At 73.0% G+C, this 15,461-nt stretch carries 11 protein-coding genes; 5 read left to right on the top strand and 6 right to left on the bottom strand.

The window, feature by feature from the left end:
- The first annotated feature begins 208 nt into the window (after positions 1 to 208).
- Entirely contained in the window at positions 209 to 727 is a 519-nt protein-coding gene (locus AB0O01_RS26975) for a nuclear transport factor 2 family protein (RefSeq protein WP_365317241.1), read from the top strand.
- 13 nt (positions 728 to 740) lie between these two features.
- On the opposite strand, the gene AB0O01_RS26970 is transcribed toward AB0O01_RS26975, so the two are convergent.
- Positions 741 to 2,441 (bottom strand): xylosidase, encoded by a 1,701-nt coding sequence (locus tag AB0O01_RS26970; RefSeq protein WP_365317240.1) that lies wholly within the window; start codon positions 2,439 to 2,441, stop codon positions 741 to 743.
- 316 nt (positions 2,442 to 2,757) lie between these two features.
- Here AB0O01_RS26970 and AB0O01_RS26965 point away from each other — a divergent pair, with 316 nt between their 5' ends.
- Both AB0O01_RS26965 and AB0O01_RS26960 read left to right on the top strand, forming a co-directional pair.
- Positions 2,758 to 3,690, top strand: a complete 933-nt coding sequence (locus AB0O01_RS26965; protein WP_365317238.1) for a bifunctional helix-turn-helix transcriptional regulator/GNAT family N-acetyltransferase — start codon at positions 2,758 to 2,760, stop codon at positions 3,688 to 3,690.
- A gap of 28 nt (positions 3,691 to 3,718) precedes the next feature.
- The gene (locus AB0O01_RS26960) at positions 3,719 to 4,555 is read left to right on the top strand and encodes a sugar phosphate isomerase/epimerase family protein (RefSeq protein ID WP_365317236.1); all 837 of its coding nucleotides are present in this window, start codon (positions 3,719 to 3,721) and stop codon (positions 4,553 to 4,555) included.
- Positions 4,556 to 4,636: 81 nt separating this feature from the next.
- Here AB0O01_RS26960 and AB0O01_RS26955 read toward each other — a convergent pair whose 3' ends face one another.
- Positions 4,637 to 5,263 (bottom strand): alpha/beta hydrolase, encoded by a 627-nt coding sequence (locus AB0O01_RS26955; protein ID WP_365317235.1) that lies wholly within the window; start codon positions 5,261 to 5,263, stop codon positions 4,637 to 4,639.
- Positions 5,260 to 6,270 (bottom strand): EamA family transporter, encoded by a 1,011-nt coding sequence (locus AB0O01_RS26950; protein ID WP_365317234.1) that lies wholly within the window; start codon positions 6,268 to 6,270, stop codon positions 5,260 to 5,262. Before AB0O01_RS26950 ends, AB0O01_RS26955 begins: the two co-directional genes overlap by 4 nt.
- Before the next feature lie 140 nt (positions 6,271 to 6,410).
- Between AB0O01_RS26950 and AB0O01_RS26945 the strand changes: the two genes are divergently transcribed.
- A complete protein-coding gene (locus AB0O01_RS26945; RefSeq protein WP_365317232.1) occupies positions 6,411 to 7,334 on the top strand; it encodes a LysR family transcriptional regulator in 924 nt (307 codons plus the stop codon).
- A 150-nt stretch (positions 7,335 to 7,484) separates the two neighbouring features.
- On the top strand, positions 7,485 to 9,377 hold the full coding sequence (locus tag AB0O01_RS26940; RefSeq protein WP_365317230.1) for a glycoside hydrolase family 3 protein: 1,893 nt from the start codon (positions 7,485 to 7,487) through the stop codon (positions 9,375 to 9,377).
- A 147-nt stretch (positions 9,378 to 9,524) separates the two neighbouring features.
- On the opposite strand, the gene AB0O01_RS26935 is transcribed toward AB0O01_RS26940, so the two are convergent.
- The 3 genes from AB0O01_RS26935 to AB0O01_RS26925 form a co-directional block, all read right to left on the bottom strand.
- Positions 9,525 to 10,952: a S28 family serine protease gene (locus AB0O01_RS26935; protein WP_365317228.1), complete on the bottom strand. Its 1,428-nt coding sequence runs from the start codon at positions 10,950 to 10,952 to the stop codon at positions 9,525 to 9,527.
- A gap of 156 nt (positions 10,953 to 11,108) precedes the next feature.
- Positions 11,109 to 11,507 (bottom strand): hypothetical protein, encoded by a 399-nt coding sequence (locus tag AB0O01_RS26930; RefSeq protein ID WP_365317226.1) that lies wholly within the window; start codon positions 11,505 to 11,507, stop codon positions 11,109 to 11,111.
- Between the two features lie 88 nt (positions 11,508 to 11,595).
- The gene (locus AB0O01_RS26925; RefSeq protein ID WP_365317225.1) at positions 11,596 to 15,324 is read right to left on the bottom strand and encodes an ABC transporter ATP-binding protein; all 3,729 of its coding nucleotides are present in this window, start codon (positions 15,322 to 15,324) and stop codon (positions 11,596 to 11,598) included.
- Between the last annotated feature and the right edge of the window lie 137 nt (positions 15,325 to 15,461).

Genomic DNA, 15,461 nt, shown 5'->3' with positions numbered 1-15,461 from the left:
GTGGGTGCCGGTGGGGGTTTGGGCCCTGGGGTTCGGGGCCCGGGGTTCGGGGCCTGGGGCCCGTTTCCCTGCCGACGGATGTAAGTAGAGCACACAACTTAGTTGCGCACAACCAAATGGCCCGCAACTTGCCCTTGTCCCGCAGCCTGCCCTTCTCCCGCGACCCGCCCTTGACCTCAACCCCGCTTGACGTACGACCCTCGCCCCCATGACCAACACCGAGCACACCCGCACGCCCACCCCGGGCACCGCCCCCACCCCCACCCTGGCCCCCACCCTGGCCCCCGACCTCGTCCCCACCCTCGTCCACCGCCTCTTCCGGGCCCTGGACGCACGGGACTTCGACGCCGGGGGCGCGATGGCGGGGCTCGTCACCCCGGATGTGCGGATGGAGACGCCCGTCGGGGCCGGTGAGGGGGCCGACGAGGCGACGCGCGGGGCCGTGGAGGCGCTCGCGCCCTTCGTCGCCACGCAGCACATCGCGTCCGGGATCCTCGTGGACGGGCACGACCCCGGCGCCGGGTCCGCCCGCGCCTCCTGGAACGCGCTCATGACGCATGTCTACGCGGACGGAACCCTCTTCACGGTCGGCGGTCTCTTCGACGCCGATCTGCGGTGGACACCGGACGACGGCTGGCGCTTCAGCCGGGTCGCCGTCCGGCCCCTGTGGACGCAGGGGACGCCACCGCAGACGAAGGAGACGAAGCAGACGAAGGAGCGGAGCTAGGGCGTGGACCGGCTCAGACGGTCGCCAGGTCGAACTTCTCCCACACCCCCGCCGCCGTCCGGTTCGCGACCAGTGGGGACGCCCCGGCGTCGTCCGCCGTCACATAGCGGCCGTTGACCTCGGCGAGCAGGCTGACCGTGCCGTCGGAGTGGGTGATGAGCCGGAAGGTCTCCCAGGCGCCGACGGCGAGGCGGTTGGGGGCGAGGGCGGCGGTGCCCGCCGAGTCGGCGCAGACGATCCGGCCGTTGACCCGCGCGCGCAGGGCGATCTTCCCGCCGCCGAGGTCGAGCCGGTCGAAGCGCTCCCAGGCGCCGGCCGCGTCGCGGTCGGCGATGAGCGAGGAGGTGCCCGCGTTCTCCGCCGTCACGAACTTGTTGTTGGCGCGGGCCCGCAGGGTGATCGTGGAGACCGCCGGGAGCCCCGCCGACGTACCCGCCACATAGGGCGCCGTCGGGCGGGTCGCCGTGACGGCGAGCTGGCCCTTGAGCATCCGGCCGCCGTCTCCGGTGAGCCGCAGATAGTAGTCCGCGGAGCACGCCGTGCCGTCCTCGTCGAGGCCCAGCAGGCCCGAGTCCTTGGGGATCCAGCTCTGCGACTCCGCGGTCTTGGCGATCTGGTTGCCCTCGTTGTACTCGTCGTACATGGAGATGTAGATGCCCTGGGAACCGGCCCGGACCACGTTGTAGAACTGGCGCCACATGAAGTCGCCGTGCGCGCGCTGGCGTTCGGCCACGTCGCCGGGGAGGACGCAGGGCTGGTAGTCGATGCCGGAGGCGGCGCACTCGGCGAGGTCGGGGACGGTCGCGTTGTCGTGGAACCAGTCCGAGTCGGCGGCCTTGCCGATCCGGCCGACCATCCACGGGGAGATCATGTGGAAGGCGTGGTAGACCTCGCTGAAGCCGGGGCGTGAGTCACTGACACCGGTGCGCCACCAGGTGGGGACGCCGCCGATGACGTAGCAGCCCTGGTCCTTGAACCAGTTGACGACGTCCAGGCAGGCGGCGGGGGTGAAGTCGCGCTTGTCGTCGCTGAAGCCGAAGCCCCAGATACAGACGACCGGCTTGCCGTTCTGCTGGGCGTAGGCGGGGCTCGCGGTCTGGGCCTTCATCCGGTCGGTCCAGTCGGCCTTGATCTCCGACTGGAAGGCCGTCCAGCTCGTCACGTCGTACATGATGTAGTACTTGCGGCCGTACTTCTCCGCCGCGGAGCGGACCTTGTCCGTGATGTCGTTGCGGGTGGGGCCCTCGCCGCCCGTCGGGTTGAAGCGCTGGAGGGCGGCGGTGTCGATGCCGTACTGCTGCATCCACAGGAAGTGGGTGTCGACCGTCTGCTGGTCGTACGAGGAGAAGAGGGTGGGCGCGCCGCCGTTGCCGAGGTTCGCGTAGGCCGTCGTGTACGTCTTGGTGTAGTCGCGCAGATCGGGCCAGGACGTGATCCCGTGGTTGGACGGGGAGGGCGGCTGGGCGCTGTTGGGGCTCCAGTGCCACCACGCGTTGATCGGGGCGCCGTCGCCCTTGCAGGCGAACCAGCCCTGGTAACCGACGGTCACCTTGCCGACGACATCACCGGCCGGGCTCGCGGTGGCGCTCGGGTCCGAGGTGGTGGCCGCGCGGGCGGCGAAGGCGCCGAGGGCGGCTGCCGCGGTGCCGCCCGCGGAGGCGCCGAGCACCTTGCGGCGGGTCCAGAAACGCTTGCGGTGCTGAGAATCCGGCATCTGGGTGCATTCCTGCCTGGAGGGGGGAGTTGAGGGGAGCGATACGCGGTGGGGGAGTCCGCTCGGGAAACACGCGTCAGAAAACTCAGGGTGTGAGTTAAGTGGGATCGGTGACAGCGAGTCAAGCTCAGGGGTGGGGTTACTCGAAGGTATGTGTGGGCTGTGGGACGGGTGTGGACGCGCCGCCGCGCGGGGGATTACGATTTCTCTGACTCAGTCAGAGAAATTCCCGGCCCTGGAGAACCGATGGTCCAGATGGTCCAGATGGTCCAGGCACCGGGAAACCAGGCATTGGGAACCCAGGCGAAGGCCCACCATGACCGTGCAGGACATCCGCTCCTTCAACCGCTTCTACACCCACCTCATCGGCGCCCTCGACTACGGCCGCCACACCTACGCCCCCTACACCCTCACCGAGTCCCGCGTCCTGTACGAACTGGCGCACGCGCCGCAGGTGGACGCCGCCGATCTGCGCGTCCAACTCCATCTGGACGCGGGCTATCTCAGCCGGATCCTCAACAAGTTCGAGGACGACGGGCTGATCGAGCGCGCCCGCTCCGAGCAGGACACCCGGCGCCGCCGGATCGGGCTGACCGAGCGCGGCCGGTCCGCCGCCGAACTGCTGGAGGAGCGGTCCCGGGCGAGCGTGGGCGCCCTGCTGGCGACGGTCCCCCCGGCCGACCGCCCCCGCCTCGCCGACGCCCTGCGCACGGTCCGCACCCTCCTCGGCGACGGCCGCGCCCCCGGCCCCGAGGACGTCCGGTTGCGCCCGCCCGCCCCCGGGGACCTGGGCTGGATGGTGCAGCGCAACGCCGCGCTCTACACCGCCGAGTACGACTGGGACGACAGCTACGAGGCCCTGGTCGCCCGGATCGTCGCCGACTTCGCCGCCGGCCACGACCCGGCGCGGGAGCGGGTGTGGATCGCCGAGCTGGACGGACGCCCGGTGGGGTGCGTGATGTGCGTACGGGACGCGGCGCCCGCGACCGCGCGGCTGCGGCTGCTGCTGGTCGAGCCGGACGCGCGCGGGCTCGGCATCGGGGACACCCTGGTCGGCGCCGTCATCGCCTTCGCCCGCGAGGCCGGGTACGAGAACCTGGTGCTGTGGACCAACGACATCCTCGCGAGCGCCCGCCGGATCTATCAGCGGCACGGGTTCGAGCTGGTCGCCGAGGCGCCCCACCACTCCTTCGGCCACGATCTGACGGGCCAGGACTGGCGGCTCGGCCTCCGGGCGCACACGGGGTGAGGGGCGGGGTCGAGTAGGGTCCGGCGGTATGAAGCTGGCCTTCTCCACGCTGGGAGTCCCCGGCCTCCCCCTCTCCGACGTCCTGACCCTCGCGACCCGGCACGGCTACCACGGCGTCGAACTGCGCGCCCACCCCGAGGAGCCGGTGCACCCCGGCATCGGCCCGGCCGAACGGACGGCGGCCCGCACCGCGTTCGAGGACGCCGGGATCGAACCCCTCGGCCTCGCCGGATACGTCCGCGTCGCCGCGCCCGGCGACGACACCCCCGTCCTCGACGAACTGCGCGCCCTGGTCGACCTCGCCCGCGACCTGGGCGCGCCCCACGTCCGGGTCTTCCCCGGCGGCGACCCCGACGGCGACCCGGACAGGGACCCGGACGGGGACCCGGACAGGGACCCCGCCGAGGCGGACGCGGCAGCGGTCCGGCGGCTGACCGAGGGCGCGGCCCACGCCGCCGACGCCGGGGTCCGCATCCTGCTGGAGACCCATGACTCGCACCGCACGGGCGCGGCGGTGGCCCGGGTGCTCGGCCCGGTCCACCAGCGGAGCGTCGGCGCGCTGTGGGACGTGATGCACACCTGGCTCGGCGGTGAGCAGCCCGCGCAGACCTTCGCCGCGCTCGCCCCGCATCTGGGCTATGTCCAGGTCAAGGACATCGCCTCCGCCGACGACACGACCCCGCTGCCGCTCGGCGCCGGCATCCTGCCGCTCGGCGAGTGCGTCGAGGTGCTCACCCGGGGCGGCTGGGACGGCTGGCTGTGCTGGGAGTACGAGAAGCGCTGGTACGAGGCCGCGGCCCCGCTCCCGGACCTGCTGGCGGCCGGACGCGACCACCTGGGCCGCCTGCTGCACGACGCGGCGTAGCCCTCCGGGCGGGGGCCGGGGCACCCCCGTCACCCCGGCTCCCTGACCCCGACCTCCCCGACCTCCCCGTCCTCCCCGTGCTCACCCCCGCCCCCGCCCCCGCACCTCCACCTCCCCACCCCCCACGCACCACTCCAGCACCCCCGGCCACTCCCCGTACCCCGCCACCAGGTCCAGGTGTCCGGCGCCGGGGAGGACGTCGGCCGGGAGGCCGAGCGGCTCCGCGTAGAGCCGGTCGGCGCCCTCGGGGCAGTACGGATCGCTGTCGGTGGCGACCAGCCGGGTGCGGGCCGCGATGACGCCCGGCGGCGGCGGGCCGAACGCCGCGATCTCCGGCAGCCGGGCGATCACCTCGTACGACGGCGGAGCCACCAGCAGCACCCGGTCCACGTCCCGCGCCCCGGGTACGTCCCGGGCCAGCGCGTGCAGCCAGCCCAGTACGGACAGACTGTGGGCCACGACGACCCGCTCGGGCCCCTCCAGTTCGGCGAGCCGCCGCCCGTACTCCGCCAGCCACGCCTCCAGTTCGGGGGCGTCGGGGTCGGGGAGCTGGGGGTAGACGACCTGGTGGCCGAGGGCACGGAGCCGGTCGGCCAGCCAGTGCTGCCAGTGCCGGGCGGGGCGGCGGTTCTGCCAGCCGTGCAGGATGAGGTACGAGGCCGAGGGCGAGGGGCTGGGCGGGGGCGGGGGTACGGGCGGCGTGGTCATGCGGTGATCGTCGTGGAGGGACGCGCGTCCCGTCCACCTTCGTCCGCACCACCCCCGGCGACCGGCGCCCCCGACTCCCCCGACTCCCCCGACTCCCCCGGCTCTCCCGGCTCCCGCCCCTTCGGGGCCTTGGGGGTCCTCGGGGCCCCCGGCGTCCTCGGCGCCAGGGACGTCAGCCCCACCCCCACCACCAGCAGCACCGCCGCACACCACCGCAGCGGCGTCACCGACTCGCCCAGGAACAGCGCCGCCCCCGACATCCCGAACACCGGGACGAGCAGCGAGAAGGGCGCGACCGTGGACGCCGGGTGGCGGCGCAGCAGCCAGCCCCAGGCACCGAACCCGAACACCGTGCTGACCCAGGCGACGAACAGGACCGTCCCCGCGCCCTGCCAGTCCAGCGCGCGCAGCGCCGCCAGATCCCGGTCCACGCCCTCGGTCAGCAGGGACAGCGCGAGCAGCGGCAGCACCGGCACCGTGCACACCCACACCATGAAGTTGAACGCGTCCGGCGGCGCCGCCTTCCGGGTCACGACGTTGGACACCCCCCACCCCACGGCCGCCAGCACCACCAGCGCGAACCCGGTCAGCGGCCCCGAGGCGCCCTCGTCCACGGCCGCGACCGCGATCCCCGCGAGCGCCACCGCCATGCCGATCACCCCGAACCGGGTCGGGCGCTCGCGCAGCACGGCGAACGCGATCAGCGCGGTGAACACCGCCTGGATCTGGAGGACCAGGGAGGACAGCCCGGCCGGCATCCCGGCGTCCATGCCGATGAACAGCAGCCCGAACTTGACCACCCCGAGCGCCAGCCCGACCCCCACGATCCACTTCCAGGCCACCGTGGGACGGCCGACCAGGAAGACGGCCGGGACCGCCGCGACCAGGAAGCGCAGGGCGGAGAAGAGCAGCGGCGGGAAGTGGTCGAGGCCGATCTCGATGACGGTGAAGTTCACGCCCCAGATGGCGGCGACGAGAACGGCGAGCAGCAGATGGGAGGGGCGCATGGCACCGAGGATGTCCCGGCCGGGGCGTGAAGCACCAGCGATGATTGATGCATGCTTGGATTCAGCAACACTGAATGATCGCGGCCCCACCAAGAAGGCCCACCCCGGCAAAGAAGGCCCCACCCCGAAAGCAGGTCCCCGTGCTCGACCTCCAGCGCCTGCGCGCCCTGCACGCCGTCTCCGTGCACGGCACGGTCGGGGCTGCCGCCGCCGCCCTCGGCTACACCCCCTCGGCCGTCTCCCAGCAGATCACCAAGCTGGAGAAGGAGACCCGTACGGTCCTGCTGGAGCGGGCGGGCCGGGGGGTGCGGCTCACCGACGAGGCGCAGCAACTGTGCTCCGCCGCCCAGGAGTTGCTGGCCATCGTGGAGCGTACGGAGACCGATCTGGAGCGGCGGCGCGGGCAGCCGGCCGGGCGGCTGACCGTGGCGGCGTTCCCGTCGGCGGCGCGCGGGCTGATGCCGTACGTCCTCGCCGATCTCGCCGCCCGGCACCCCGCGCTGGACACCCGGCTCAGTGAGGTCGATCCGCATCTGTCGGTCGGGATGGTCGCCAAGGGCGCGGTCGACATGGCGGTGGCGCACGACTGGGACATCGCCCCGCTGCGGGTCCCGCCGGGGGTGGAGCGGGCGCGGATCGGGGAGGACGTGTGCACGCTGCTGGTCCCGGCGGGCCATCCCTTCGCGGGCCGCGGCGGGGTGCGGCGCGAGGAGCTGGGCGGGCAGCGGTGGGTGTGCCAGCCGCCCGGCCGCATCTGCCACGACTGGCTGCTGCGCACCCTGCGCGGGGCCGGGCACGAGCCGGAGATCGCCCATCAGGCCGACGAGAACCCGACCCTGGTGGCGCTGGTCGCGGCCGGACTCGGCATCGCGCTGATCCCCCGGCTGGGGCGGGGGCCGCTGCCGCCTCAGGTGGTGGAGGTGGCGCTCGATCCGGTGCCGGTACGGCGGCTGTACGCGCTGTGGCGCGAGGGCGCGGCGCGCCGCCCGGCCATCGCCGAGACCGTACGGACCCTGCGCGAGCAGTGGCCCGGAGCGGCGGCCCGCTCGGCACCCGCACCCTGACCACCCCCTTGCCACCCCCCTGCGGCACGCCTCGCCGGGCCCCCGCCCCCGCCTCCCCCTGCCCCACCCCCCTCACCGGTTACCGTGCACGCACTTCCTTCAATGGGCCCTCGACGGATCACTATGGATCACTCCGGAAGGAGCGCACCCATGCCCTCCAGGCGTACCGTTCTCGCCGCCACGGCCGGAGTCACCGCCGGCCTGGCGATCGGCGCGGAGACCCGGGCCATCCCGACCGCCCCCACGTCCCCCAAGCCCCCCACCGCCCCCGCCTCCCCCACAACCCCCACCGACGATCGCCCCGGTGACTCCACTGCCTCCCCTGCTCCCGATCAAGCCCTGCGCGCCCTGATCTCCCGCATGACCCTGGAGGAGAAGGTCGGCCAGCTCTTCGTCTCCCGGGCCTACGGCCACTCCGCGACCGACCCCGACCGGGCGGACATCGACACCAATGTGCGGGAGCTGGGCGTCCGGACGCCCGCCGAGCTGGTCGCCAAGTACCACCTCGGCGGGATCATCTACTTCGGCTGGGCGCACAACACCCGCGACCCCCACCAGATCGCCGCCCTCTCCAACGGCCTCCAGAAAGCCGCCCTGACCCGCCCCCGGGGCCTGCCCCTCCTCATCTCCACCGACCAGGAGCACGGCGCCGTGGCCCGGATCGGGCGGCCCGCGACGCTCCTCCCGGGCGCGATGGCGATCGGCGCGGGCGGCTCGGCCGGCGATGCCCGCCAGGCCGCTCTGATCGCGGGCGCGGAACTGCGCGCGATGGGCATCCGGCAGAACTACTCCCCCGTCGCCGATGTGAATGTGAACCCGGCGAACCCGGTGATCGGCGTCCGCTCCTTCGGCTCGGACCCGGCGTCGGTCGCCGAGCTGGTCGCGGCGGAGACCTCCGGCTACCGGGCCGCCGGTGTGGCGGCGACGGCCAAGCACTTCCCGGGGCACGGCGACACCGCCGTGGACAGCCACTTCGGCTTCCCGGTCATCACCCACACCCGGGAGCGCTGGGACACGCTGGACGCGGTGCCGTTCCGCGCGGCGATCGAGGCCGGGGCGGACTCCGTCATGACCGCTCACCTCCTGGTCCCCGCGCTGGACGGCTCCGGCGACCCTGCCACCCTCTCCCGCCCGATCGTCACCGGGATACTGCGCGAGGAACTGGGCTACGACGGCCTCGTCGTCACCGACGCCCTCGACATGGCCGGGGTGCGGCAGAAGTACGGCGACGACCGGGTGCCGGTGCTGGCGCTGCGGGCCGGGGTGGACGTCCTGCTGAACGCACCGGACCTGGATCTCGCCTGGAACGCGGTGCTGACGGCCGTCCGGGACGGGGAACTCACCGAGGCGCGGCTGGACGAATCGATCCTCCGGATGCTGCGGCTGAAGGCGCGGCTGGATCTGTTCGACGCCCCGTACGTCACCCGGTCCGGGGTGGACCGGGTCGTCGGGACCCCGGCGCACCGCGCGGCGGCCGACCGGATCGCCGAGCGCACCACCACCCTCCTGGTCAACGAGGACCGGCTGCTGCCCCTGGACCGGACGACCCACCCCGCGCTGCTGGTCGTGGGCGCCGACCCCGCCTCCCCCTCCGGCACCACCGGCCCGCCCACCACCGTGCTGGCCGACGCCCTGAGGGCCGAGGGCTTCCGGGCGACCGCCCTGCCCACCGGCCTCGCCCCCACCCCGGCGGCGATCGAGCGGGCGGTCACGGCGGCGGGCGGCGCGGACGCGGTGGTCGTCGGCACCCACAACATCCCGGCGGGCGGCGCGGGCAGCGCCCAGCGGACCCTGGTGGAGCGGCTGATCGCCACCGGGAAGCCCGTGGTGGCCGTCGCGATCCGCAACCCCTACGACGTGGCCCGACTGCCCGGCGTCCGGGCCGCCCTCGCCACCTACTCCTGGACGGACGTCGAACTGCGGGCCGCCGCCCGGGTGATCGCCGGACGGGTCCGCCCCCGGGGCCGCCTGCCGGTCCCGGTCCCCCGGACCGACGCGCCGGGCGGGGTCCTCTATCCACGGGGCCACGGGCTGGCCTACTGAGCCCGGACCGCCCCGCCCGGTGCCCGGTGGGCCGCGCCGGACGGACAGCAGAAGGGACCGGCCCCCGCAACGGAGACCGGCCCCCTGGCATGGGTCACGGGCGGCGTCCCTTGCCCCTGGGTCACGGGCGCGTGCCCTGCCCCTGGGTCACGGGCGCAGCGTCGGCTCCCGCTCCACGTCCCGGACGTCGAGCTTCGCGTCGTAGCGGGCCAGCGGCTTGGCCAGGTCGGCGTCCTGCTGGACGGCGGCCGGGGCGACGTCGGCCCAGTCCAGGATCCGGGCGGTGGCGAGGGCCTTCTCGTCGGCGACCAGACCGGCCACGTTCGCCCCGTGGTTGGCACCGGGCGCGGTGAAGACGTGGGAGTCGCGGGCGCCCTTGCCCAGGCGGAACGGCTCGGCGCCCCAGGGGTCGTTCTCGCCGTAGACGAAGAGCATCTGACGGGCGTTGCCCCGCACCCAGGAGTCGATGTCCCGCATGGCGTTCGGCTGGAACGTCATGGCGATGTCCCGCGGCACGAACTCACGCGGCGGGAGGTAGCCGTAGCGGATGTACTTCTTCTCGATGTGCGGGAAGTGGATGGTGGGGGCGCCGAGTTGGGTGCCCGCCTGGTAGTAGTACGGGGTGTACGGGGACAGGCCCTGGTCGGTGTAGAACGAGAAACCGGCGATGGTGTCGAGGGAGTTCCACAGCTCGTCGTCGGTGGCGTTCGCGGCGTCGGCCGGAATGGTGTCGCAGTCGGCGAGGACGCTGTACTGCCAGAAGCCCCAGACGTAGTCGAGGACGGTGGCCTCGTACGCCTTGTCCAGGCTGCCGACGGTGGTGAAGGTGTACTCGTTCTCGGCGGCGTAGGCCGCGTAGCGCTCCGTCAGGGCCTCGCGGCGCACCAGGGCCTCGCGCTGGACGCCGTTCAGCCGGTCGCGGCACTCCTCGGTGCCGACCTCGGCGAAGAAGCGGTCGTACGCCTTGTCCTGGTTGTTCACCACGTCGTTGGGGGCGACGTAGGCGACGACGCCGTCCATGTCGCGCGGGTAGAAGCGCTCGTAGTAGGTGGCGGTCATGCCCCCCTTGGAGCCGCCGGTGGAGATCCAGTTCTCCTGGTAGATCGGCTTGAGGGCCTCGAAGATGCGGTGCTGGTCGCTGGCGGCCTGCCAGATGTCCAGCTTGGTCCAGTCGGCCGGGCTGGGGCGGGACGGGGTGAAGAAGCGGTACTCCATGGAGACCTGGTTGCCGTCCACGATCTGGGTGGGCTCGCGGCGGCTGGGGTTCACGGAGACGTTGTAGCCGCCGGTGTAGAAGACGGTGGGGCGGGAGACGTCCTTGTGCAGCACGGTGATCCGCTGCTGGAAGGTGCCCTGGGAGGGCTTGCGGTGGTCGACCGGCTGGGTGTAGTTGAGGACGAAGAAGCGGTAGCCGGGGTACGGCTTCTCCTGGACCAGGCTCATTCCGGGTACGGCGAGCAGCCGGTCCTTGATGTCCGTGGCCTGTGGCTGCTGGGCGGCGGTGGCCGCCCCCGCCGTGCTGAGGGTGCCGATGAGCACCGTGAGCGCGAGCAGCCATCTGAGCGCCTTGCGCATGACCCTCCCCTGTGAACGTCACCCTGTGAGCGTGACCATGTGAGCGTGAACCTGTGCGGCAGATGTGCGCGGTAGCGGAAGCTATCGGAGCGATCGGGCTCACACCAGGGGGTACTGACGAACCGTAGGGGATTCCCTAGGCCGGAGGGGGACCGCTCAGCACAGGATCCAGCCGCTGCTCACCGACCCGGAGCCCACCGAGCCCTTGACCCGCACGCACCGCTGGCCCGCGTGCACGGTGACCGGTCCGGCGCGGCGGACATAGCGGCCCTGGTCGACGACCGGCCGGTTGCCGCGTGCCTGGAGGGAGACGGACATCGCCTTGCGTCCCCCGACCGTCTTCGGCAGCGTCACCGCGCAGACATAGCCGCCGCTCTTGAAGACCTGGACGGACCCGGTGGTGAAGGGCAGGGTCCGCATCTTGCGCCCGGCGCACCCCGATCCCCCGGCGACGGCGGCCGAGGCGTCGGCGGGGGCCAGCAGGGCGAGCAGCGCGGCGGCGGTGACCGAGGCCGTACCGAGCACGAACCACCGGTGCACGTCTCCCCAGACCACGACCGCCCCTTCCCGCCCGACGACACCGGCCGTACGGGTGTACGGACGCCGAAGACCCACCGGAAGGTTGCACCGGGGCGCCGGGCGGTCAGCGGGACACGGCCACCGGCTCGCCCTCCTCCGGGGCCTCCGGGGCGCCGGTGAAGGTGCGCCACAGCCGGGCGTACCGGCCGTCCAGGGCGAGGAGTTGGTCATGGGTGCCGTCCTCGGCGACCCGGCCGTGATCCATGACGACCACCCGGTCGGCGCGGGCGGCGGTGGTCAGCCGGTGGGCGACGACCAGGGTGGTACGGCGGCCGGCGAGGCGGTCGGTGGCCTGGTTGACCTGGGCCTCGGTGGCGAGGTCGAGGGCGGCGGTGGCCTCGTCGAGCAACAGCACATCGGGGTCGACGAGTTCGGCGCGGGCCAGCGCGATGAGCTGGCGCTGTCCGGCGGAGAGGTTGCGTCCGCGTTCGGCGACCTCGTGGAGATAGCCGCCGTCGAGGGTGGCGATCATCTCGTGGGCGCCGACCGCGCGGGCCGCGGCCTCCACCTGGGCGTCGGTGGCGTCGGGCCGCCCGTAGGCGATGGCGTCCCGCACGGTCCCCTGGAAGAGGTACGCCTCCTGGGGGACGACCCCGAGCCGGTGCCGGTACGAGGTGAGGTCGAGGTCGCGCAGATCGGCGCCGTCGACGGTGACCCGGCCGCCGGTCGGGTCGTAGAACCGGGCGACCAGCTTGACCAGGGTGGACTTCCCGGCGCCGGTCTCGCCGACGAAGGCGACGGTCTGCCCGGCGGGAATGCGCAGGTCTATGCCGGTGAGGGCCTCCTCCTCCGTGCCGTAGGCGAAGTCGACGTCCTCGAAGGCGATCTCGCCGCGCAGCGAGAGCACCTCGCGGGGCTGGTGCGCGGAGCGGGTGGAGGTGGGCTCGCGCAGCAGTTCCTGGATCCGGCCGAGGGAGACGGACGCCTGCTGGTAGCCGTCGAAGACCTGGGAGAGCTGCTGGACCGGGGCGAAGAACAGATCGATGTAGAGCAGATAGGCGACCAGCGCGCCGGTGGTGAGGGTCGCCGCCTCGATCCGTCCGGCGCCCACGACGAGGACGGCGGCGGCGGCGCCCGAGGACAGGAACTGGACGAAGGGGAAGTAGACGGAGATCAGCCACTGCCCCCGGATCCGGGCCTCCCGGTAACGGGCGCTCCGCTCGGCGAACCGCCGCCCGCCGTCCGCCTCCCGCCCGAATGCCTGGACGATCCGCAGCCCGGACACCGACTCCTGGAGATCGGCGTTGACCGCCGAGACCCGCTCGCGGGCCAGCTCGTACGCCTTGACGCTGGCCCGGCGGAAGAAGAAGGTGGCGACGATCAGCGGCGGCAGGGTGAGGAACACGACCAGGGCGAGCTGGATGTCGATGACGAGGAGCGCGCCCATGATCCCGAAGAAGGTGACCAGCGAGACGAAGGCCGTGACCAGCCCGGTCTGGAGGAACGTCGACAGCGCGTCCACGTCCGTGGTCATCCGGGTCATGATCCGCCCGGTCAGCTCGCGCTCGTAGTAGTCGAGGCCGAGCCGCTGGAGCTGGGCGAAGATCTTCAGCCGCAGCGCGTACAGCACGCGTTCGCCGGTGCGGCCGGTCATCCGGATCTCGCCGGTCTGCGCGGCCCACTGGGCGAGGACGGCGATCACCCCGAGGAGGGCGGCGGCCCAGACCGCGCCGAGGGCGGCCTCGGTGACGCCGCTGTCGATGCCGTGCCGGATCAGCACCGGCAGCAGCAGCGCCATCCCGGCGTCGAGGGCGACCAGGCCGAGGCTGATCAGCAGGGGCCGCCCGAAGCCGTGCAGCAGCCGCCGCAGCCCGTAGTGCGCCTCGGGCCGCACCGCGCGCCCCTCGTCGATGTCGGGGACGTCGGTGGCCGGGGGCAGGGCGTCGACCTGGGCGAGGAGTTCGGGGGTGGCCGGGGTGCCGGCCAGGGCGAGGTCCTTGGGTTCGCGGTCGCCGGTCCACAGGGCGGGGGTGATGCCGCGCTCGGCGTCGAACTCGGCGTCGAGTTCGTCGCGGACGGAGGTGTCCTCGCGGGGTGCGGCGGGCGGGGTGTGCCCGGGGGAGACGCCCCCCAGCTCGTCGGGATCGGTGAGCAGCCGCCGGTAGAGCGCGGACCGCTCCTGCAACTCCTCGTGCGTACCGAGGTCGGCGAGCCGTCCCCCGTCCAGGACGGCGATGCGGTCGGCGAGGTTGAGCGTGGACCGCCGATGGGCGATGAGCAGGGTGGTGCGTCCCCGCATGACCTCCTTCAGCGCCTCGTGGATCTCGTGCTCGACCCGGGCGTCGACGGCGGAGGTGGCGTCGTCCAGGACGAGGAGGCGGGGGTCGGTGAGCAGGGCGCGGGCGAGGGCGACGCGCTGCCGCTGGCCGCCGGAGAGGGTGAGGCCGTGCTCGCCGACCTTGGTGTCGTACCCCTCGGGAAGCTCGCTGATGAACCCGTCGGCCTGCGCGGCCCGAGCCGCCGCCCGCACCTCCTCGTCACTGGCGCCGGGGCGCCCGTAGGCGATGTTGTCGCGCACGCTCTCGGAGAAGAGAAACGAATCCTCGGGGACGAGCCCGATGGCGGAGCGCAGCGAGGACAGGGTCAGCTCGCGCACATCGTGCCCGCCGATGAGCACGGCCCCGCGACTGACGTCGTAGAAGCGCGGCAGGAGCAGCGAGACGGTGGACTTCCCGGACCCGGAGGACCCGACGACGGCGAGGGTCTCCCCCGCCCGGATCTCGAAACTGAGCCCGCGCAGCACGGGCGTCGCCGGGTCGTACGCGAACGACACATCGTCGAACTCGACGGTCGCGGGCGCGTCGGCGGGCAGTTCCTTGCTCCCGTCCGCCATCGACGGCTCGGTGTCGATCAGCTCCAGCACCCGTTCGGTACCGGCGCGGGCCTGCTGCCCGATGGTCAGCACCATGGCGAGCATCCGGACGGGCCCGACGAGCTGGGCGAGATAGGTGGAGAAGGCGACGAACGTACCGAGGGTGATGCTGCCGCGCACCGCGAGCCAGCCGCCCAGCGCCAGCATGGCGACCTGCCCGAGCGCGGGGACGGCCTGGAGCGCCGGGGTGTACCGGGAATTCAGGCGGACGGTCCGCAGCCGCCCGGCGAACAGCCTGCGCCCGATCTCGCGCAGCTTGCCGGTCTCCTGCTCCTCCTGCCCGAACCCCTTGACCACCCGGACCCCGCTGACCGCTCCGTCCACCACCCCGGCGACGGCGGCGGCCTGGGCCTGCGCGTACCAGGTGGCGGGGTGCAGCCGGGCCCTGGACCGCTTGGCGATCCACCAGATGGCGGGGGCGACGGCGAGGGCGACCAGGGTCAGCGGCGGCGACAGCCACGCCATGATCGCCAGCGAGATCACGAACAGCAGGACGTTCCCGATGGTCATCGGGAGCATGAACAGCAGGCCCTGGATCAACTGGAGGTCGCTGGTGGCCCGCCCGACGACCTGCCCGGTGGACAGCTCGTCCTGGCGGCGCCCGTCGAGGCGGGTGAGGGTGTCGTACATCTCGGTCCGCAGATCGTGCTGGACGTCGAGCGCGAGCCGCCCCCCGTAGTACCGCCGGATGTAGGTCAGCACATACACCACGAAGGCCGCGGCGATCAGCAGCCCGGCCCACAGGCCCATCCCCCGGGACTTGTCCCCGATGACGTCATCGATGATCACCTTGGTGATCAGCGGGACGACCGCCATGACGGCCATGCCCGCCAGGGAGGAGCCGAGGGCGAGCACGACGTCCGTCCGGTGCCGCCAGGCGTAGCCGGTCAGCCGCCCGATCCATCCCCGCTGCGCTGCCACTGAGCCGCCTTTCCCTGGTCCCCCGGTACCTGGTGCCCCCGGGTACCTCATGCCTCCGCATGGGACCAACACGGGGCGAAGCGGATTTCATCCCCCCGCAACAATTCGCCGTCCGTCCCCCCCTGGCGATCCCTGGC

It is taken from the genome of Streptomyces sp. NPDC093252 (genome assembly GCF_040683675.1).
Lineage (GTDB): Bacteria > Actinomycetota > Actinomycetes > Streptomycetales > Streptomycetaceae > Streptomyces.
This window is presented reverse-complemented; position numbering and strand designations above follow the sequence as displayed.